This window comes from Pseudomonas sp. RIT-PI-o, from assembly GCF_001297215.1.
GTDB lineage: Bacteria > Pseudomonadota > Gammaproteobacteria > Pseudomonadales > Pseudomonadaceae > Aquipseudomonas > Aquipseudomonas moraviensis_A.
In genome coordinates this window covers 216,457-236,844 of the sequence record NZ_LHPA01000021.1, presented here as the reverse complement: position 1 = coordinate 236,844, position 20,388 = coordinate 216,457, and the positions used below count along the sequence as shown (strand labels likewise).

Here is a 20,388-nt window from a genome sequence, read left to right as displayed (position 1 = left end):
CAAGCCTGCAAATGCACCTGTAGGAGCTGCCGAAGGCTGCGATCTTTTGATTTTGTTTTTCAGGATCAAGATCAAGAGATCGCAGCCTTCGGCAGCTCCTACAGGGCTCCTGCCCTGCGGCTTGGGTCGTACTTGTTGTTATTACGGGTGTCGCAGTTCACGACTGACAGGTGTGCAAACGCACACCCGCCAGCCGCGGGGGCAGTAAATCGTTACTTGATTCGTGGTTGCGTCAGCGCTGGTTGCGCCGCGCCGCCCGTTGCCGGCACGCTGCGCCGAACGCCTGGAAAATCTTCAGGTAATCGGGGTTGTCCAGCACTTGCCACTCCGGGTGCCATTGCACGCCGAGTGCGAAGGTCGGGCTGTGCTCGACCGAGATCGCTTCGATCAAACCGTCCGGCGCCACCGCTTCGGCACGCAGGCCAGGAGCGAGGCGGTCGATGCCTTGGCTGTGAATCGAATTGACCTGAAACTCGTTGGGCAACTCCAGCGCTTCGAACACACCGCCAGCGATCACGCTGACCGCATGAGCCGGGGCGTATTGCACCGCGACATCCGGGCTGTCCGCCTCACGGTGATCGAGCATGCCCGGCAGCTCATGCACCTTCTGATGCAGACTGCCGCCGAAGGCCACGTTCATTTCCTGAAAGCCACGGCAAATGCCGAGCACCGGAACGCCCGCCGCGATGGCTGCACGCAATAAAGGAAGGGTGGTGGCGTCGCGGGCCGGGTCGTGATCCGTGCCAGGCGCACTGGTCGGGCCTTGATAGTGGAAAGGCTCCACATTCGAGGGTGAGCCGGTCAGCAACAGACCATCGAGCTGGCCGAGCAGGTCGTCGATTTCAGTCAGGTTGCCGAGGGAAGGAATGACCACTGGCAGCCCTTCAGCGCCAACGCTGACAGCACGTACGTACTTGTCGCCGCTGATGTGATAGGGATGCAGGCCAATCTGTTTGACGCACGCAGTAACGCCGATCAATGGCTTGAATGCCATTTTTATTCACCTCGAAGTCTGTCACTTGAACGAGCTTTTCCGGAGCTTAGCCTCGTTGATTTTAATTAACAACTGCCATGTAAAAAATTCTAAACGCCGGTCATCAGGTTGCGCTGGTTTCATGGGGTTTGACGGCGGATCTGGCACGAGAGTGTGAATAAAAGCCCGAAAAATAAAGGCTGCGGGGCCAGCTGTTCGCTATTGACTTCACTTTGCCTTTCGGATTGACTGGCTGCGCAACACGGTGGTGAACATAATAATTAACAGCTAAATAGGTGCATCATGTCGGTCCCTCTGCGTACCGTTCAACTCAACGAAGCCAACGCATTCCTTAAGAAATATCCTGAGGTTTTGTACGTCGACCTTCTGATTGCGGATATGAACGGTGTGGTGCGCGGCAAGCGCATCGAACGCACCAGTCTTCATAAGGTGTACGAAAAAGGCATCAACCTGCCGGCGTCGCTGTTCGCGCTGGACATCAATGGCTCGACGGTGGAAAGCACCGGCCTGGGTCTGGACATTGGCGATGCCGATCGCATCTGCTATCCGATTCCCGGCACCTTGAGCATCGAGCCGTGGCAAAAGCGCCCGACCGCACAACTGCTGATGACCATGCACGAGATCGAAGGCCAGCCGTTCTTCGCCGACCCGCGTGAAGTGCTGGCCAATGTGGTGCGCAAGTTCGACGACCTCGGCCTGACCATTTGCGCCGCGTTCGAACTGGAGTTCTATCTGATTGACCAGGACAACGTGAACGGCCGTCCGCAGTCGCCACGCTCGCCCGTGTCGGGCAAACGTCCGGTATCGACTCAGGTGTACCTGATCGACGATCTCGACGAATACGTCGACTGCCTGCAAGACATTCTCGAAGGCGCGAAAGAGCAGGGCATCCCGGCTGACGCGATCGTCAAGGAAAGCGCCCCGGCGCAGTTCGAAGTCAACCTGCATCACGTTTCCGACCCGATCAAGGCCTGTGATTACGCGGTGCTGCTCAAGCGTCTGGTGAAAAACATCGCCTACGACCACGAGATGGACACGACTTTCATGGCCAAGCCGTATCCGGGCCAGGCCGGCAACGGTTTGCATGTGCACATTTCGATTCTGGATAAAGAAGGCAACAACATCTTCGCCAGCGAGGATCCCGAGCAGAACGCCGCGCTGCGTCACGCGATCGGCGGTGTGCTCGAGACCCTGCCGGCGCAAATGGCGTTCCTCTGCCCGAACGTCAACTCCTATCGCCGCTTCGGCGCGCAGTTCTATGTGCCGAACTCGCCGAGCTGGGGCATCGACAACCGCACCGTCGCCGTGCGCGTGCCGACCGGTTCAGCGGACGCCGTGCGCATCGAACACCGCGTCGCCGGTGCCGATGCCAACCCGTATCTGCTGATGGCTTCGGTGCTGGCCGGTATTCACCACGGTCTGACCAACCAGATCGAACCGGGCGCTCCGGTCGAAGGCAACAGCTACGAGCAGAACGAGCAGAGCCTGCCGAACAACCTGCGTGACGCCTTGCGCCAGCTCGACGACAGCGAAGTCATGGCGCGCTACATCGACCCGATGTACATCGACGTGTTTGTCGCATGCAAGGAAAGCGAGCTGGCCGAGTTCGAGAACTCGATTTCTGACCTTGAGTACAACTGGTATCTGCATACCGTGTGAGTGTCTGAAGGCCCCAAAAGCCAAAAGCCCCTCACCCTAACCCTCTCCCGGAGGGAGAGGGGACTGACCGAGTTGTCTTGGGATATTCAGTGACCTGAACGATCCAGTCGATTATGGATTCGGTATCGATTTTTCAGGTCGGCGGAGATTCTGAGCATCCCCCAATCGGTCCCCTCTCCCGGGAGAGGGCTAGGGTGAGGGCAGCCATCTCAAGCCAGACACAGCAACCCGACACCCCCCAATTCCCCCTTGTCGAGCTCAAACCAATGACCACAACCCGCAACGACTGGGAACAACGCTTCCAGTCCCTGTCCATCGAATCCCGCGCCTTCATCAACGGTGAATACCGCCCGGCGATCAGTGGCGACACCTTCGAATGCCTGAGCCCGGTCGATGGCCGCTTTCTCGCCGCCGTCGCCAGTACCGATGAAGCCGACGCCAACCTCGCGGTGGAAGCCGCGCGTCAATCGTTCAACTCCGGCATCTGGGCGAAAAAGGCCCCGGCCGAGCGCAAGCGCATCCTGATCCGCTTCGCCGATCTGATCCTGGAGCACCAGGAAGAACTGGCGCTGCTGGAAACCCTCGACATGGGCAAACCGATCAGCGATTCGATGAGCATCGACATCCCGGCCACCGCCAACGCGATCCGCTGGAGCGCCGAGGCCATCGACAAGATCTACGACGAAGTCGCCGCCACCCCGCACGACCAACTCGGCCTCGTCACCCGCGAGCCCGCCGGTGTGGTCGCGGCGATCGTGCCGTGGAATTTCCCGCTGATCATGGCCAGCTGGAAGTTCGCTCCAGCGCTGGCAGCGGGTAACTCGTTCATTCTCAAGCCTTCGGAAAAGTCGCCACTGACCGCCATCCGTATTGCGCAGCTTGGGCTGGATGCCGGGATTCCGAAGGGCGTGTTCAACGTGCTGCCGGGCTTCGGTCACACCGTCGGCAAGGCGCTGGCGTTGCATATGGATGTCGATGTCCTGGCCTTCACCGGCTCCACGGCGATCGCCAAGCAACTGATGATTTACGCCGGCCAAAGCAACATGAAACGCGTCTGGCTCGAGGCCGGCGGCAAGAGCCCGAACGTGGTGTTTGCCGACGCACCGGATCTGCGCGCCGCAGCCCAAGCAGCGGCTGGTGCCATCGCCTTCAATCAGGGTGAAGTCTGCACCGCCGGTTCGCGCCTGCTGGTCGAACGTTCGATCCGCGAGCAGTTTATTCCGCTGCTGGTGGAAGCCTTGCAAGCGTGGAAACCGGGACATGCGCTTGATCCGGCCACCACTGTCGGCGCCGTGGTCGACCAGCGTCAGCTCGACAACGTGCTGCGCTACATCAGCATCGGCCGCGAGGAGGGCGCCGAGCTGATTGCCGGCGGCCAGCGCACCCTTGAAGAAACCGGTGGCCTCTACGTGCAGCCAGCGATTTTCGACGGCGTGACCAATGCGATGACTATCGCCCAGGAAGAAATCTTCGGCCCGGTGCTGTCGCTGATCACCTTCGACACCGCTGAAGAAGCCCTGCAGATCGCCAACGACAGCATCTTCGGCCTCGCCGCCGGTGTGTGGACCAGCAACCTGAGCAAGGCGCACACCTTCGCCCGTGGCCTGCGTGCCGGTAGCGTCTGGGTCAACCAGTACGACGGCGGCGACATGACCGCACCGTTCGGTGGTTTCAAGCAATCGGGCAACGGTCGCGACAAATCGCTGCACGCGTTCGACAAGTACACCGAGCTGAAAGCGACCTGGATCAAGCTCTAATTCTTTTACAGCGGCGGTCGCCCCTGGTTGGCGACCCTCGGAGAAATGTATGAAACAGCAACACGTCAACAGCTACTACGCCGCCACCCGCAACGAAGTCATCGACTTTCCGATTCTCGAAGAAGCGCTGGACTGCGACGTCTGCATCATCGGCGCCGGCTATACCGGCCTGTCCTCGGCGCTGTTCCTCAGCGAGGCCGGGTACAAAGTCGCGGTGCTGGAAGCGGCGAAAGTCGGCTACGGTGCCAGCGGTCGCAACGGCGGGCAATTGGTCAACTCCTACAGCCGCGATGTCGATGTCATCGAAGAGCGCTACGGTGACAAGACAGCGGAAATCCTCGGCAGCATGATCTTCGAAGGCGCCGACATCATCCGTTCGCGCATCCAGGATTACGACATCAAGTGCGACTATCGCCCGGGCGGTATTTTCGCGGCGATGAACAAGAAGCAACTCAACGGTCTGGCCGAGCAGAAGCGCAACTGGGAACGCTACGGCAACCGCAATCTGCAGATGCTCGATGCAGCGGACATTCGTCGTGAAGTCGGCTCCGATGCTTACGTTGGCGGTTTGCTGGACATGCAGGGTGGCCACGTTCATCCGTTGAATCTGGCGCTAGGGGAGGCCGCTGCCATCGTGCGTTTGGGCGGCAAGATCTACGAGCAATCGGCGGCGGTGGAAATTACCTACGGCGAGCCGATCACCGTGCGCACCGGCAAAGGGCTGGTCCGCGCCAAATACCTGCTGATCGCCGGCAATGCTTATCTGCCGCAAGGCCTCGACAACCGCGTCACCGCGAAAAGCATGCCGTGCGGCTCGCAGATCGTCGTCACCGAACCGCTGACCGAGCAGCAGGCACGCAGCCTGATCACCAACAACTATTGCGTCGAAGACTGTAATTACCTGCTCGATTACTATCGCCTCACCGCTGACAACCGTCTGCTTTATGGCGGCGGCGTGGTCTACGGCGCGCGGGAGCCGGACGACATCGAACAGCTGATTCGGCCGAAGATCCTCAAGACCTTCCCGCAGCTCAAGGACGTGAAAATCGACTACCGCTGGACCGGAAATTTCCTGCTGACCATGTCGCGCATGCCGCAATTCGGTCGTATCGAAAAGAACGCCTACTACATGCAGGGCTACAGCGGTCACGGCGTTACCTGCTCGCACCTGGCCGGCAAACTGATCTCGGAAATGATCCGCGGCGACGCCGAACGCTTCAACGCCTTCGCCTCACTGCCGCACATGCCGATGCTCGGCGGCCGCACCTTCTCCGCACCGCTCACCGCTTTGGGCGCGGTCTACTATTCCCTGCGCGACCGTTTCGGCGTCTGATTGACCTCACCGGCGACGGTCCCCAAGACCGCGCCGGTTTTTCCCATTGAAGAGAACTGATCACCCTTGTGGGAGCGAGCCTGCTCGCGAAGAGGCCAGCCCAGTCACACTCGCTTTGCTGACCTGCTCACAACCAAATGTGGGAGCGAGCTTGCTCGCGAAGGGGCCATATCAGCCAACATCTTCGTTGTCTGACACATCGCTTTCGCGAGCAGGCTCGCTCCCACATTGGCTGTATTGCCAGTGCAAGAGGAAGTTTCGTCTCACCATCCATCGAACCTGCTGAGCAACACCACCAAACGTGATTTAATAGCCGCCTTTCACGGTTCCGGGACACGGGAGCAACGTGATCCGCGCGACCTGCGCGTCACCCGCCACCCACCCCCATTACCCTTAAGTACCTCAACATAAGGCAGTCATGGATACGGGTTCTCGACTCAAACTAGTACGCGAAAGCTACAAACTCTCTCAGCGCGAGCTCGCCCGGCGTAGCGGCGTGACCAACGCGACCATCTCGCTGATCGAACAGAACCGCGTCAGCCCCTCCGTCAGCTCGCTGAAAAAGCTGCTCGAAGGCATACCGATGTCCCTGGCCGACTTCTTCACCTTCGACCAGCCGCCGCGCGAACACCAATACGTCTTCCGCGCTAACGAACAACCCGACCTCGGCCGCCACGGCCTGCGCCTGCTGCTCATCGGCGCCTCCGTCCCCAGCCGCCAGATGCGTCTGCTGCGCGAACAATACGCCCCCGGCGCGAGCTCCGGCGAAGAGCCGATCGTGCATGCCGAAGGCGAAGAGTGCGGGCTGGTGACGCGCGGCACGGTGGAATTGACCGTGGACGGGCAGGTGAGTGTGTTGAGTGCGGGCGATGGGTATTACTTTCCGACCACGCTGCCGCACAAGTTCCGCAATATTGGCGCGGATGAGGCTGAGATTATCAGTGCGAATACGCCGGCGAATTTTTGAGGGGCATGCATTTCGCACAGCTTTATCGAGGTTGATTTTCCAGGAACCCGCGGGCCGTTCGGGTGTTTTGCCGCGAAGCGTTCAGGCGTCGTAATTTGGCGAAACATCCGGGTGATAACCATTCGTCCGACGCGTCGCACGTTCGCCGCGCACCTGCTTCCAAGTCTGTAACTCCACACGCAAAGGAAGAGCCACCATGCTGAACCATAGATTTGCGGTGATTACCCTCGCGGCATTGCTGTTCGGCAGTTCGCCGTACACTCTCGCGGCTGGCGAAACGTCGACCCCGAAGGCGAGCGACGGCACCAGCCAGACTCGTGAACCGGCGTCTCCAGCCACCAATGCCGACCCGGATGCCGATTCGCTACCCCAAGGTGGTGATGGTGGCAAGACCGACAATGGGCCGGTGCCTTCTGCCTCTAAACCCAGCCCTGCGGGTCAACCGTCCGGTAGCAGCAGTGGCGGGAGCGGCGGTAGTTGATGAGTGTCGCAAGCTGAAAGCCCGGTCTTTTGAGCCGGGCTTTTTTCTGCGTATAAGATTTTGTCTTTTGCTGACCCGATATGTCGCCGCACAAGTTTCGCCATATTGGAGCTTATGGCGTTGAAATTATCAGTGCGAATACGCCGGCTAATTTTTGAAAGCGAGTCTGATAGTGCAGTCGGATTCTACTAATGCTGAGGGTGACCGATCTACCTGTTATGTTATGTCGATCACCGTTTTACGGATGGAGTAGAGTTGTTCTTGTGGAGTAGTGCATAAGTTCATCCACAGAGTCCGCCAATCGCTATTATTTGGGGCCCGGAACTAATTTTAATTGATTGTTTTCATATGCGAAATAACCCACGCCTTGTTCAATCACTTTTTCCGATTTTGGATGTGGAGGAGTACACTCGGCGTAGACGCGCAGGACAAAATGGTTCTGTTCGCTTGGGTACTTCTGCAATGGCGAAATTGCATCAGCAATACAGTCGTTGATTTCAGCTGGAGAAATTTCTTCAACAGAGTTCGGGCCTAAGAAACCTCCGTTGTAAACATAGTCTTCCTTTGAAACGCTGAAGGTACTTTTTCCTGCGGTGATTCTGAGAATAAATCTCAGCTTGTAAGATGACACTGCATTCTGAGCGCTCACGTTTGTCAGTATTACCTTTACTTTGTGCCCATTCGGAACTATCGAGACCTGTATGATCGGGAAGTGCTGGTAGTGTTCAAGTCGGCTTTGAAGTTCCAGTGTAGCTTTGGATGCTACCTTCACCTCTCGCCGTGCTCGCCACGAGATCAAAACCGCTAACAGTGCGACAAGGGTCGTAACAGTAAATTTCCAATCCATGTGATTTCCTAAAGTTCGCTTGGGTAGCTGCAGACAATGCAGTCGGGCAGAGTGCCATCATTTTTTCCTTGATGAAAGAGGCGATTCCTCGCTTGCATAGGGTGGCTGGAATATCTGATTCCTGTGTACTGCCTGTCTCCTTGGGCGACGTTGATTGCTAACGATTGGAAATACGGCACTCTCGCTCAATCATCCGAAACACATCACTTACATCCTGCCCCAGGATCGAGGTCACGGGTTGATATTGTCTGCGGCATAGTCCGGACGGCTGATGCAGCCAAGGCTGAAGTATTGAGGACCGCGATGACACGTTCGGGTAGCCAGGTATAGAGGTATCCGAAACCTGCCAACATTGCCATTCGTCAGCCCTCCCGCATTTTCCATGCGCGCCCGCTTCCAATGCGTACCTAACCCCTGCAAAGGAACCGCCAACATGCGTAAATCCAATCTCGCAGCACTTACGTTAGCCAGCTTGTTATCCGCCGCCTCGCTCTACGCAACAGCCGCCAGCGACACCCCTGAACCCACTGCAAACGACGGCAACAGCCAAACCAACCCGAGTGCGCCGGAAGACATTCATTCCAACGGCGCCACCGTGCCCAAGGGCACTCAGGGCAATACCACCAACAATGATGGCTCGACACCTTCGGGCTCCAAGCCCAGTGGTTCGAAGCAGTCGAACGATAGCGGTACCAGCAGCGGCGCTGGTGAGGGCTGATGGTGGGTTCAAATACAGCAAGCCCGGCATCCAGCCGGGCTTTTTGACAGATCCTGGAAGCTACTTGGCCTTCCAGTCACCACCACTGTTCTCACAATCAATCTTCGCCTGAGCCAAGTGTTCACCGTCGTAGTAATACGTGGTGACTTTGGCGTTGTCGGGCATGTTCAACGGTTTGGCGCTTTTGTCTTTGCTGGTCGAGTGCGGATTAGCGAGGGATTCCTGGGTGAGGCGGGCGGTGCAGGTGGCCTGGTAGTGGTCGTCGCAGCGCTCGACTTTTTTCTTGGTGGCGTTGAGGGTGTCCTTGCTTTCGTTGCTGCATGACCAGTTGATTGAGTCCACGGGCATGCCTTCGTATTCGTAGCAGCTGTGGGTTTCCACGGCGGGCACTGCGGCGCTGGAGGAGCGGGTCTGGACGTCGCAGCCTTCGGCCATGACGCAAGTGGGGATGATGGCGAATGTGGCGATCAGGAGCAGCAGTCGGGTTTTCATCGGCAGTTCCTCTCCAATGGCGCCGCGTCTGATCGGTGATTTGGCGCTTGTCTGGTTTCGAGGCGGCGAGGGCGGGCAAGGTTCAATCGGCTTTGCGCTGCGCGATCTTCGCGTACACTGCGCAACAATCAGAAACATCCAGCGCAGGATTCGATTCCCATGGCCCAAACCCTCGAACGCGCCATCGCCATTGCCGCCACGGCCCACAGCGGGCAGGTGGACAAGGGCGGCGCGCCGTACATTTTGCATCCGCTGAAAGTCATGTTGCGCATGAACACGCTGGAAGAACGCATCGTCGCTGTGCTGCACGATGTGGTCGAGGATTGCGGGGTGAGTCTGGATGATTTGCGCGGGGAAGGTTTCAGCGATGAGGTGCTGGCGGCGATTGCAGCAGTGAGCAAATTGCCCGGTGAATCCTATGATGATTTCGTCGATCGCGCCGCGCAGAACCCGATCGGCCGGGTAGTGAAGCTGGCGGATCTGGAAGAGAACAGCGATATCTCGCGGATCGCCTCGCCGAGTTGGGAGGATCTGGAGCGGGTCGAGAAGTATCGGCGGGCGATTGCACGGCTTCGCGCATAAAACGCAACCCCCCGTAGGAGCTGCCGAAGGCTGCGATCTTTTGATCTTGATCTTAAAAAATCAAAAGATCGCAGCCTTCGGCAGCTCCTACAGGGAAATGGTGGTGTGTCAGTTGGATAGCCAGGAAGGCGACTATGAAATCCATTGTGTGCTTGTTGATTGCAGCCGGTTTCGGCGCGTTGTTGCAGTTTGAAGGTCTGCCTCACGGCTTGTTGTTGGGCTCGATTGTGGTGACCGCGTTGTTTGCCAGCAAAACCGGCATCGCCCCGGCAACCCCTTATGGACTTGGCTACATCCAGGTCACGCTGGGTATCGCCACCGGGCTGATGTTCGAAGCTTGGGACAGCGAAACGGCCTCGACGATGTTGCCCAGCCTTGGCATCTTGCTGATCTGCCTGGCCGTACAAATCGCCCTCGCTGGCTGGTGGCTCACCCGCGGCGCCGGCTGGAATCGCACCGATGCGCTGTTGGCGGTGTATCCCGGCGCATTGGCCGCGGTGTTCGATTTGCTTGAATCGGAAAAGGCTTCGAGCAAGGTCATCATCGTGCACCTGATGCGGCTGCTATTGATCACCGTGCTGGTGAGCGTGCTCATTCCCGGGCAAGCAGCGGTGTCGGAAGTCGCCAGCGATCCGTTGACTACAGGCATGGCGCTGACCGCGTGCTCAGTCATCGCTTTGAGCGTATTGCTCGGGCGTTTGCTGCTGCTGATCGGCGTCCCGGCGCCATTCATGCTTACCGCGATCCTCCTTACCGCGGTGTTTGTGAAGTCGGGATGGCTGCATGGCTTTCACATGCCGGAGTGGAGTTTGAACCTGGCGGCACTGATTCTCGGCGTGCGCATCGGCTCGCGGTTTCAGGGACTTGGCATCGCGGAACTGGCGCGACATGGGCGCACGGCGTTGGTCTCGGTGGGTTTGATGATCGTCGTCGCAGCTATGTTTGCTGAGGTAGCTGCGCGGTGGCTGGGCAGTGATCCGCTGTCGCTGTGGCTGGCGTACATGCCTGGCGCGATCGAGACGATTGCGATCGTCGCGTTTGGGGGTGGGCTGAATGTGGTGTTTATCCTGACGCATCATCTGAGCCGGATGGTGCTGCTGCATTTTGCCCCGGCGTTGTTGGTGCAGTTTCGGCGGGTGCGCCAGGAAACTTGAAGCAAGCCAGTGGTGCCTGGCGATTACGGCGTGTCAGTCAGATCCATCCCCCTCTCCCCCAAAGGGGGCGAGGGGGGGATCAAAACTTGAGTTCGGCTCGATATCCCAGGTCGGCGTAATTTGCCAGAACAACTCGGTCAGTCCCCTCTCCCTTTGGGAGAGGGTTAGGGTGAGGGGCTAGCGGATGTGCGCTGAAAAACCCTCCAGGCCCGGCGCAATCTCATCCTTCAACGTCAACCCCGGAATCTCATACTCCCCACCATTCTGCTGCCGAAACCCGATCGGCCGCACACTCCACATTTCATCCAGGCGCAACCCCAGTTCCTCAGTGGTCTGGCCATACCGCGCCTCATCCATCCGGCTGGTGCGATACACCACAAACGGTGGCACCACATCAAACCCTGGGTAATACAGAATCCCGTGTTGAATCGGAAACAGTAAATCGTCCATCGGCCCATTGATCCCGCGTGGGCTGTAGTGCGATTCCCAGCCGCCGGTGGTAACCAGCAACATCGCCCGTTTGCCCTGCATTTTCCCCTCGCCGTATCGCTCGCCCCAGCGGCTGTCGGAGTGTTCGCCGACGCCATAGGCGAAGCCGTAGGCGTAGACACGGTCGAACCAGCCCTTGAGGATCGCCGGCATGCTGAACCACCACATCGGGAATTGCAGGATCAGTGCGTCGGCCCAGCGCAGTTTCTCTTGCTCGCGGGCGATGTCGGCGGCCTGGGTGCCGTCGGCGTAGGCTCGTTTCGAGTCGAGGGAGGCGTGGAACGGTTGCGATTGATCTCGCTGCGGTGCGTCATCGGCGTCGAGCACGGGTTTCCAGTTCATTGCGTACAGATCGGACACCTGCACGGAGTGTCCGGCAGCTTGCAGTCGCTGGACGGTGAAGTCGCGCAGCGAGCCGTTGAACGAAGTCGATTCAGGGTGAGCGTAAACCAGTAATACATTCATGTCGGGTGCTCCTTGAGTTGATGACTGCAGGATCGGCGCTCGCCCGGTATATTGGAAATGAATGTCTGATATGTCTGGTATAGCCATGAATAATTTGAGACGCCTCGATATCAACCTGCTGCTGACCCTCGACGTATTGCTCGCCGAGCACAACGTCACCCGCGCGGCGCAGCGTCTGCATTTGTCGCAGCCGTCGGTGAGCGTGCATTTGGCCAGACTGCGCGAAATCTTCAACGATCCGCTGTTGCTGCCCGGTCCGAGAGGGATGCGCCCGACCGCCCGCGCCGATGAACTGCGCGAGCCATTGCGTGAAGCGTTGGAGGCGTTGGAAAGGGCGGTGGCGCCAGCGGATGTGTTCGACCCGGCGCGGGCGAATAACAGCTGGGAAATCGCCGCGACCGATTACGGTGAATCCACTGTCGTCCTGCCAGCGCTCAGCCATTTGCGCGAACAGGCCCCGGGCACCCGGCTGGCGATCATCGACCTGACGCCGGCGCAAATGGTCAAGCAGGCCGAGCAGGGCGTGTTCGATCTGGCCCTGCATATCAGCGAGGACGCGCCGGCGGAGTTGCATCGGCGACCGTTGTTCACTGAACGCTATGTGCTGGCCGGGCGCATCGGTCATCCGGGATTGACCCGGGCGCCCAGCCGCGAGCAATTCTGTGAGTTGGAGCATGTGCTGGTGTCGCGAGAGGGCGGAGGCTTTTTCGGCGTGACCGACAAGGCCCTTGCCGAGGTCGGCCTGGCGCGGAAAGTGGTGTTGTCGGTGCCGCACTTTCTGATGGCGATGTCGGTACTGGCCAGCACCGATCTGGTGGCGATGCTGCCGTCACGCCTGGTCCGCGGCAATCCGGCGCTGCAAGTGGTCGATGCACCGTTGCAGGTGCCCGGTTATGAAATGGCGATGTTTTGGGCTGAGCGCATGCACCGCGATCCGGCACATAAATGGTTGCGTGAGCAATTGCTCGCCTCGGTTTGACTTGTTGTCAGGCGTGGCCCAGGGCAATCGCGAACGACACGACGATCATGCAGGCGAAGGCGAAATTGAGATTCATGGGCGGTTCATCCTGAGCTTTTAAGAGTGGGGCCATTGTGAACAGGCGCAACGCAAAGAAAAAATTCGCCTTGTTGATTCCAATGATCGAAAGCATTGATAGCCGCTGCGTTTGTATTCGCCCGAGACTTTCGCTAGTGTCGCTGAAACCTGCAATTACAAGCACAAACAGGCACAACCATGCACGACCACTCCATCGCTGAATTGCCTTCGCTGCGCCGGCAGAAAATCCTTTTGCTTCTCGAACGTGACGGCAAGGTCATGGCCTCCGAGCTGAGCCAGCATTTTGCAGTCTCCGAAGACACCATCCGCCGCGATCTCGCCGAACTGGACAACGCCGGTCTGGTGCAGCGCGTGCATGGCGGGGCGTTGCCGCGACCGAAAGATTCCGGCAAGGATTACTTCACCCGCCTGGATGAGACGGACGAGATCAAAGTGCGCCTGGCGCAATTGGCGGCCCAGCACATCGAGAACGGGCAGATTGTATTGTTCGACTCCGGCTCGACCACCTTGCAGGTAGCGCGGGCGTTACCCGCCGACATCTGCATTACCGCCGTGACCGCATCACCGCTGACGGCGATTGCCTTGTCCGAATACAAGGGCGTGAAAGTGATTCTGGCGGGCGGCGAATTGAATCCGCATTCGATGTCGGCGAGTGGTCAGGAAGCGCTGCGACTGCTGGCGGGGATCAAGGCTGATCTGGCGATTACCGGCGTTTGTGCGATTCATCCCGAGGTCGGGATAACCTCGCTGCATTTCGATGAAGTGCCGATCAAACAGGCGATGCTCAACAGCGCGACGCGGGTAATTGCGGTGACCACGGCGGACAAGCTCGGTGCGGTGGAGCCGTTTGTGGTGGCGCCGTGCACGCGCCTGCACAGGCTGATTACCGAGCGGCATCCGGGGTCGGGGAATGTCGAGGATTATCAGCGGTTGGGGATTGTGGTGGAGCAGTTGCCGGATTGAGTTTTTTGTTGGGTTTGAGGGCCTCATCGCGAGCAGGCTCACTCCTACAGGGGACCGCATTTCAAAATGTAGGAGTGAGCCTGCTCGCGAAAGGGCCGGTCCGGTCAGCGCAACCGCTCAAGCATCTGGTAATACCACATTCCCGCCGCGAGCAACGGGTTGCCAAGCAGGTCGCCCATCGGTACGCGAATGTGCTGGCACGCGGCGAAAGTATCGAACTGCTCCAACTGCCCGGTGATCGCCCGGCTCATGATTTCGCCCATGATGTGCGTGGTGGCGATGCCGTGTCCCGAATAGCCCTGGCAGTACCAGACGTTGTCCGAGAGCTTGCCCAGTTGCGGGATGCGGTTGATGACGATGCCCATGGCGCAGCTCCACTGGTAATCGATCGGCACGCCTTTTAGCGCCGGGAACGTGCGCTCGATGCACGGGCGCAGTTCGGCGGCAATGTCCCGTGAGTCCTTGCCGCTGTAATTCGCGCCACCACCAAACAGCAACCTGCCGTCGGCGGTGAGCCGGTAGTAATCAAGGACGAATCGGCAGTCATAGACGGCGAGGTCTTCGCGGTTGATCTGTTGCGCCAGATCGCCGAGCGGCGCGGTGGTGACGATGCCGCCCATGGCCGGAAAAATCTTGCCCTTGAGCTGACCCGGTTCGAGTTTGTGGTAGACGTCGCCGGCGAGCATCACCTGATTGGCGTCGATCTGGCCGTGGGCGGTGCGCACGCCAGGGTTGTCGCCGTGAATGATCTCCAGCACTTCACTGTTTTCGAAGATCAGCGCACCGAGGCTTTCGGCCGCCCGCGCTTCGCCGATGCACAGGTTGAGCGGGTGCAGGTGCATGTTGCGGGTGTTCTTGATTGCGCCGTGGTACAGCTCGCTTTGCAGCAAATCACGAACCTGGCTGCGGTCGAGCAGGCTCACTTCATCGCCCAGACCTCGGCGCACGGCTTCGTCGTAGTCCTTGCGCAGATCGGTCATGTGGCTCGGCTTGTACGCCGCGTGCAGATGGCCGTGTTTGAGGTCGCACTGGATCGCATATTTCTCGACGCGCTGGCGGATGATTTCATGCCCGCGCCAGCGCAGGTGCCAGATGAAATCGTCGACGTCATCGCCAAGACTGGTGCGCATCTGTTTGCGCATCGCACCGTCGCCGGAGAGGCTGCCGGTGACTTGCCCGCCATTGCGTCCGGTCGCGCCCCAGCCAATTTTGTGGCTTTCGACGATGGCGACTTTCAGGCCTTTTTCCGCCAGTTCGACAGCAGTGGCGACACCGGTGAAACCGCCGCCGATGATCACCACATCGACCTTGTGCCGGCCTTGCAGGGTGGGGTAGTCGGTGTCGTGGTTGAGGGTGGCGGTGTAGTAGGAATTGCAGCGAATGGTCATGTCAGCGTCCACAAAAAATTCAGGTTGGTACACGGTCCCCTGTAGGAGTGAGCCTGCTCGCGATAGCGGTGCGTCAGTCAAAAATCAATTGTCTGACACACCGCTATCGCGAGCAGGCTCACTCCTACAGGGGTTGTGGTGAATCGTCAGGCTTCGGTCAGGTACCACCGCCAATCCTGCTCACCCACTTCCGCCATGAACTGCCGATACTCGGCACGCTTCACCGCCAGATAAACCCCAAGGAATTCCTCCCCTAGCGCCTCCCGTGCCCACGCGGAATTTTCCAGCGCCTGTAACGACGTCAGCCAATCGGTCGGCAACAGCTCTTTGGCCTGGGCATAGCCATTGCCCTCGACCGGCGCGCCCGGATCCAGCTCTTCACGAATGCCGCGATGAATGCCGGCGAGGATCGCCGCCGCTGCCAGATACGGGTTGGCGTCGGCGCCACAGAGGCGGTGTTCGATGTGTCGCGTCGGCGCTGGCCCGCCGGGAACGCGCAGGCTGACCGTGCGGTTGTCGACGCCCCAGGTCGGCGCCAGTGGCGCGTAGCTGTTGGCCTGGAAACGTCGGTAGGAGTTGGCGTTGGGGCAAAACAGCAGCAGCGAATCGAGCAAGGACGCGAGCATGCCGCCAATCGCCGTGCGCAACAGCGGTGTGCCGGCCGGGTCTTGCGAGGCGAACAGATTACGGCCGTCGGCGTCCGCGAGGCTGACGTGCATGTGCATGCCGGTGCCGGCTAGATCGTCGAACGGCTTGGCCATGAATGTCGCCTGCATGCCGTGCTTGTGCGCCACGCCTTTGACCAGGCGTTTGTAACGCACCGCCTGATCCATCGCAGCCAGTGCATCGCCGTGTTCGAGGGTGATTTCCACCTGGCCCGGGGCGTATTCGGAGATTGCCGTGCGCGCCGGAATGCCGTGCAGTTTGCAGGCGCTGTAGAGGTCAGCGAGGAACGGTTCGATCTGTTCCAGCTCGCGCAAACCGTAGACTTGCGTGTGTCGCGGTCGCCCGCCATCAGCGTCCAGCGCCGGTTGCGGGCGGCCGTTGTGATCGCGTTTGGCGTCGAGCAGATAGAACTCCAGCTCGCAGGCCATGATCGGGTGATATCCCTCGGCCTTCAGCCCGTCGATCACCTTGGTCAGCAAGTGCCGAGGATCAGCGATGCTCGCCGGCAGGCCTTCGGTCGGGTGCATGCTGACCTGCACCGCTGCAGTCGGAATCTGCCGCCATGGCAGGCGCACCAGACTGCCTTGCAGCGGATAGGCGCGGCAGTCGATATCGCCGACGTCCCAGACCAGTCCGGAGTTCTCGACGTCCTCGCCCTGCACGGTCAAACCGAGAATCGTGCTCGGCAGCGGCCGGCCGCTTTCATACACGGCGAGCAGCTCTTCACGATGCAACAGCTTGCCGCGCGGCACGCCGTTGGCGTCGAGGATGAACAGCTCGATCATGTCGATATCGGGGTTCTGTTCGAGGAACAGGCGTGCGTCTTCGATGGCTGCGAATTTCATGGCAAATCACTCACGATGGCGCCGCACGGGCGCGCAGATTCGGCCGGACGCAGTGCGTCCCGGCAGGGATTTCATAGGGAGATCAGTCAGAGGACACAGAACCTGTGGCGAGGGAGCACGCTCCCTCGCCACAATGGCTTAGTGACTGACAGAAATCAGCAGGCGATATCCGGCGGGCGTGCGGAGTGACGCAGCTTGGAACGGCGCAGGGCCATGGGCAGATTGACGATGCGGTTCATACGCGGCCCCGCTTGCAGTGGGCGCGTACGGCAGAGACGTGCAACCTTTGGGGTTGTTGTGATGACGTGCTCATAACGCGTGTTTCCGTTGGCGGAAAGCGTCGGCAGCAGGGCGGGCCCGGCGACCGGTGTGCCCGGATAGTAAGGGGGAATTCGCGCGCGTGTAAACGCAAAATTTGCCGGTGTCGCTTGGTGCGTTTGGTCTGATTGAGCGAGTTGCCTTTTTCGCGAGCAGGCTCGCTCCCACATTGGAATGCATTTCAACTGAGGGAGCGAGCCTGCTCGCGAATGTCCGCACCTCGGTCCAGAGTGAACACGCCGGGCCCTATCGTTGCTTGCCGCCATGCCTTTCAGCGCAGTACGTAATCGTCCGGTTGCGGCGCGGGCGGCAATGGCGAGACGCCGAGTTCGTGCAGCACGTCGCGCTCCAGGGTACGCACCAGTGCGTCGGTCGGCAGGTCGTTTTCATCACGCCCGAACGGGTCTTCGAGTTCATCGGCAATCGCGTCGAAGCCGAAAAAGGTGTAACTGACAATCGCCGTGAACAGCGGCGTCAACCAACCCAGCGATTGCGCCATGGCGAAGGGCAGCAAAAGGCAGAACAGGTAGATGGTGCGGTGCAGCAGCAGGGTATAAGGAAAAGGCAGCGGCGTGTTCTTGATCCGGTCGCACACGGCCTGGGCCTGGCTCAGGCAGGTCAGGTGACTGGCCAGTAATTGATAACGCCATGGCGACAGCACACCGGCCGTTTCCAGCTCGGAAAACTGGCGCCCGACCTGGTGCAGGATCTGCCCGCAGTGGTCCGGTACAGCCTCGTCGATCGGCGGGCTGACCCAGTCGGCACTGGCCTGCGCCTCACTCTCTGTGCGTAGCCGGGCGTTCAATGCATGGGCAAACCCGCACAAATTGCGCAACAGTTGCCGACGCAGGCTGGCGTCGTCGATGCCCTGGGTTTCGCGCATCACCGCGCGCACCCGCAGCAGCACTTCGCCCCAGGCCTTGCGGCCTTCGTACCAGCGGTCGTAACAGGCGTTGTTGCGAAAGCTGAGGAAAATCGACAGCGATAGGCCGAGCAGGGTGAACGGTGTCGCGTTGATCTCGGCGAAGTAGCGCGGCACAAGGATTTCAACCAGCACAATCACCGCCGCCAGCAGCGTCAGCATCAAGGTGCGCACGGCAATGCGTTTGGCGATCGAACCTCTGAGGGTGAACAGCACGGCGAACTGATTGGGTCTCGGTCTGACGATCATCTCGCGGTCCCTGTTGCGCGGCGAATCAGCCGCCGGTCATGTTCATGAAACGCACCACTTGCACGTCGTCGTTGACTTCGAAGTTGTGTCGATAGGGCTTGAGTTTCATTGCCTCGATGATCGCGTTTTCCAAGCGTTCCGGGTGGCCCGGATGCGCGCGCAACACCGCTTTGAGGTCCATCGAATGCTCGTTGCCCAGACACAGCAGCAAGCGACCTTCGACGGTCAGGCGCACGCGGTTGCAGGTGCCGCAAAAGTTGTGGCTGTGCGGTGAAATGAAGCCCAGGCGAATGTTCGGCGCTTCGGCTACGCGCCAGTAGCGCGACGGCCCTTGCGTGGATTCGGTGGAGTCGATCAGGGTAAAGCGTTCGGCGATGCGTTCGCGCACTTGCGCGCTGGAATAGAACGACTCGGCGCGGCTGTGTTCGGCAATCGCGCCCAGCGGCATTTCTTCGATGAAGGAAATATCCAGATCACGCTCGATGGCGAAACTGACCAGATCGTTGATCTCGTGGTCGTTACGCCCTTGCATCACCACGCAATTGAGTTTGGTGCGAGTGAACCCGGCGGCACGGGCGGCATCGATGCCGTCGATGACTTGCGCCAGATCGCCGGTGCGCGTCAGTTCCTTGAAACGCTGCGGATCGAGGCTGTCGAGGCTGATGTTGAGACGCTTGACCCCGGCCTCGAACAGCGGCCTGGCCAGCCGACCCAGCTGCGAGCCATTGGTGGTCAGGCACAGTTCGCGCAGGCCGGGCAGGGCGGCAATCTGCTCACACAGCTGCACGACGCCGGGGCGGATCAGCGGCTCGCCGCCGGTCAGGCGGATTTTGCGCGTGCCGAGGGCGACGAAGCTTTGCGCTACCTGAAACAGTTCTTCGAGGGTGAGGATCTGCTGGCGCGGCAGGAACTGCATGTCCTCGGCCATGCAGTAGACGCAGCGAAAATCGCAGCGATCGGTGACCGACAGGCGCAGATAATCCACGCGGCGGTTGTGACCATCGATCAATTCACGCTGTGTCATGGGCTCGCCTCGTGGATGTGGAGCGCCGTCAGCGGGCGCAGATCGCGCAGGGTAGGCTGCGCTCGCCACGCCGTCCAATCACTCTGGCTGACCGAGTGATTGACGGCGTCGATGATGCCTTACGGTGCGCCAAACATTGCCGTCCAGTAAATGCCGGCGTTGCTTTTCGGATCGGTTGCGTACGCGGCGCCCAGTTCCTGATATTGCGGGTTCATCAGGTTGGCGCAATGACCGGGGCTGGCGAGCCAGCCGTCGACGACCTTGCCGACAGTGTCCTGCCCGGCGGCGATGTTTTCGCCAACCAGTTGCCCACTGTAACCGGACAGTTCGGCGCGGTCGCCGGGTGTGCGGCCGTCGCGGTCCTTGTGGTCGAGATAATTATTGTTGGCCATGTCGCGGCTGTGATCCTGGGCAATGGTGCCCAGCGTGGCGTTCCAGGCCAGCGGTGCTGCCGCCGCGAAGGACTGGCCGCCGCACTGACGGGCCTGACTGCGCGCGGTATTGAGTTGCGCCAACAGCTTTTGCCCTTCGCTTTGCGCATCGCCGAGTTTCGCCGTCAGCAACGGCCGCGCGAGGACGATGCGCCAGTCACGGTCAACGCGGTTAACGCCGATATCGACAAACTGCGGGTCGAGCACCACCTGACAGAAGCTTTCCTGAATCGCCTTCATTGCTGACGCCGCATCGCGCGGGCCGTTGAGAGTGATCGCCTGAACGTTGACCATCGGATAGCGGGCGCTGGCCATGGCCTGCTGCAAATCGACCGCGCCACTGGCGGGCAGTCGCAGGCGCGGGTCGGCCGACAACGGTGGCAACTCGTTCGACGCCTGGCTGCCGCAACGCTGCGGCTGGCTGCGATAGCTGTTGATCGACTCGATCAATTGCAGTTCATCGGCGGCCAGCGCCGAGGTGGCGAACACCACGCCCAGCGACAATGCGGCACAACGCAAAACGGACGGCATGAAGCGCATGGAAATCTCCCTTGAGCTGAATGCGCCCATGATGCGCGAAAGGCCCC

General features: G+C 60.0%; 20 protein-coding genes. 10 read left to right on the top strand and 10 right to left on the bottom strand.

Annotation, left to right across the window (positions count from 1 at the left end):
- Window positions 1-232: 232 nt before the first annotated feature.
- The gene (locus AEQ63_RS12080; protein ID WP_064363557.1) at window positions 233-994 is read right to left on the bottom strand and encodes a gamma-glutamyl-gamma-aminobutyrate hydrolase family protein; all 762 of its coding nucleotides are present in this window, start codon (window positions 992-994) and stop codon (window positions 233-235) included.
- 282 nt (window positions 995-1,276) lie between these two features.
- On the opposite strand from AEQ63_RS12080, the gene AEQ63_RS12075 reads away from it, so the two are divergent.
- From AEQ63_RS12075 to AEQ63_RS12055, 5 genes are all read left to right on the top strand, one after another.
- The gene (locus AEQ63_RS12075; RefSeq protein WP_064363556.1) at window positions 1,277-2,653 is read left to right on the top strand and encodes a glutamine synthetase family protein; all 1,377 of its coding nucleotides are present in this window, start codon (window positions 1,277-1,279) and stop codon (window positions 2,651-2,653) included.
- A gap of 266 nt (window positions 2,654-2,919) precedes the next feature.
- Complete coding sequence (locus AEQ63_RS12070; protein ID WP_064363555.1) at window positions 2,920-4,410, top strand: aldehyde dehydrogenase; 1,491 nt, start codon at window positions 2,920-2,922, stop codon at window positions 4,408-4,410.
- Window positions 4,411-4,459: 49 nt separating this feature from the next.
- On the top strand, window positions 4,460-5,743 hold the full coding sequence (locus AEQ63_RS12065) for an NAD(P)/FAD-dependent oxidoreductase (RefSeq protein ID WP_064363554.1): 1,284 nt from the start codon (window positions 4,460-4,462) through the stop codon (window positions 5,741-5,743).
- A gap of 418 nt (window positions 5,744-6,161) precedes the next feature.
- Window positions 6,162-6,710, top strand: coding sequence for a cupin domain-containing protein (locus tag AEQ63_RS12060; RefSeq protein ID WP_011333561.1), 549 nt, complete (start codon window positions 6,162-6,164; stop codon window positions 6,708-6,710).
- 196 nt (window positions 6,711-6,906) lie between these two features.
- On the top strand, window positions 6,907-7,191 hold the full coding sequence (locus tag AEQ63_RS12055; protein WP_042609318.1) for a hypothetical protein: 285 nt from the start codon (window positions 6,907-6,909) through the stop codon (window positions 7,189-7,191).
- Window positions 7,192-7,498: 307 nt separating this feature from the next.
- On the opposite strand, the gene AEQ63_RS12050 is transcribed toward AEQ63_RS12055, so the two are convergent.
- On the bottom strand, window positions 7,499-8,038 hold the full coding sequence (locus AEQ63_RS12050) for a hypothetical protein (RefSeq protein ID WP_064363553.1): 540 nt from the start codon (window positions 8,036-8,038) through the stop codon (window positions 7,499-7,501).
- A 433-nt stretch (window positions 8,039-8,471) separates the two neighbouring features.
- On the opposite strand from AEQ63_RS12050, the gene AEQ63_RS12045 reads away from it, so the two are divergent.
- Window positions 8,472-8,756 carry a hypothetical protein gene (locus tag AEQ63_RS12045; RefSeq protein ID WP_064363552.1) on the top strand — a complete coding sequence of 95 codons (285 nt, stop codon included), beginning with the start codon at window positions 8,472-8,474 and terminating at the stop codon, window positions 8,754-8,756.
- A 60-nt stretch (window positions 8,757-8,816) separates the two neighbouring features.
- Here AEQ63_RS12045 and AEQ63_RS12040 read toward each other — a convergent pair whose 3' ends face one another.
- A complete protein-coding gene (locus AEQ63_RS12040) occupies window positions 8,817-9,248 on the bottom strand; it encodes a hypothetical protein (RefSeq protein WP_042609320.1) in 432 nt (143 codons plus the stop codon).
- Between the two features lie 159 nt (window positions 9,249-9,407).
- Here AEQ63_RS12040 and AEQ63_RS12035 point away from each other — a divergent pair, with 159 nt between their 5' ends.
- Window positions 9,408-9,830: an HD domain-containing protein gene (locus AEQ63_RS12035; protein WP_064363551.1), complete on the top strand. Its 423-nt coding sequence runs from the start codon at window positions 9,408-9,410 to the stop codon at window positions 9,828-9,830.
- 134 nt (window positions 9,831-9,964) lie between these two features.
- Window positions 9,965-10,984 (top strand): AbrB family transcriptional regulator, encoded by a 1,020-nt coding sequence (locus AEQ63_RS12030; RefSeq protein ID WP_064363550.1) that lies wholly within the window; start codon window positions 9,965-9,967, stop codon window positions 10,982-10,984.
- A gap of 177 nt (window positions 10,985-11,161) precedes the next feature.
- On the opposite strand, the gene AEQ63_RS12025 is transcribed toward AEQ63_RS12030, so the two are convergent.
- Entirely contained in the window at window positions 11,162-11,938 is a 777-nt protein-coding gene (locus AEQ63_RS12025) for an NAD(P)H-dependent oxidoreductase (protein WP_064363549.1), read from the bottom strand.
- Window positions 11,939-12,023: 85 nt separating this feature from the next.
- Between AEQ63_RS12025 and AEQ63_RS12020 the strand changes: the two genes are divergently transcribed.
- On the top strand, window positions 12,024-12,917 hold the full coding sequence (locus AEQ63_RS12020) for a LysR family transcriptional regulator (RefSeq protein WP_064363548.1): 894 nt from the start codon (window positions 12,024-12,026) through the stop codon (window positions 12,915-12,917).
- Between the two features lie 7 nt (window positions 12,918-12,924).
- Here the strand turns inward: AEQ63_RS12020 and AEQ63_RS28780 are convergent, their stop codons facing one another.
- The gene (locus AEQ63_RS28780; RefSeq protein WP_165839223.1) at window positions 12,925-13,089 is read right to left on the bottom strand and encodes a hypothetical protein; all 165 of its coding nucleotides are present in this window, start codon (window positions 13,087-13,089) and stop codon (window positions 12,925-12,927) included.
- 83 nt (window positions 13,090-13,172) lie between these two features.
- On the opposite strand from AEQ63_RS28780, the gene AEQ63_RS12015 reads away from it, so the two are divergent.
- Window positions 13,173-13,958 (top strand): DeoR/GlpR family DNA-binding transcription regulator, encoded by a 786-nt coding sequence (locus AEQ63_RS12015; RefSeq protein ID WP_064363547.1) that lies wholly within the window; start codon window positions 13,173-13,175, stop codon window positions 13,956-13,958.
- Between the two features lie 104 nt (window positions 13,959-14,062).
- Here the strand turns inward: AEQ63_RS12015 and AEQ63_RS12010 are convergent, their stop codons facing one another.
- The 5 genes from AEQ63_RS12010 to AEQ63_RS11990 form a co-directional block, all read right to left on the bottom strand.
- Window positions 14,063-15,346: an NAD(P)/FAD-dependent oxidoreductase gene (locus tag AEQ63_RS12010; RefSeq protein ID WP_064363546.1), complete on the bottom strand. Its 1,284-nt coding sequence runs from the start codon at window positions 15,344-15,346 to the stop codon at window positions 14,063-14,065.
- 146 nt (window positions 15,347-15,492) lie between these two features.
- A complete protein-coding gene (locus AEQ63_RS12005; RefSeq protein ID WP_064363545.1) occupies window positions 15,493-16,857 on the bottom strand; it encodes a glutamine synthetase family protein in 1,365 nt (454 codons plus the stop codon).
- Window positions 16,858-17,446: 589 nt separating this feature from the next.
- On the bottom strand, window positions 17,447-18,346 hold the full coding sequence (locus AEQ63_RS12000) for a bestrophin family protein (protein ID WP_064363544.1): 900 nt from the start codon (window positions 18,344-18,346) through the stop codon (window positions 17,447-17,449).
- A 25-nt stretch (window positions 18,347-18,371) separates the two neighbouring features.
- Complete coding sequence (gene moaA / locus AEQ63_RS11995; RefSeq protein WP_064363543.1) at window positions 18,372-19,370, bottom strand: GTP 3',8-cyclase MoaA; 999 nt, start codon at window positions 19,368-19,370, stop codon at window positions 18,372-18,374.
- A gap of 119 nt (window positions 19,371-19,489) precedes the next feature.
- The gene (locus AEQ63_RS11990; RefSeq protein ID WP_064363542.1) at window positions 19,490-20,341 is read right to left on the bottom strand and encodes a CAP domain-containing protein; all 852 of its coding nucleotides are present in this window, start codon (window positions 20,339-20,341) and stop codon (window positions 19,490-19,492) included.
- Window positions 20,342-20,388 lie beyond the last annotated feature (47 nt).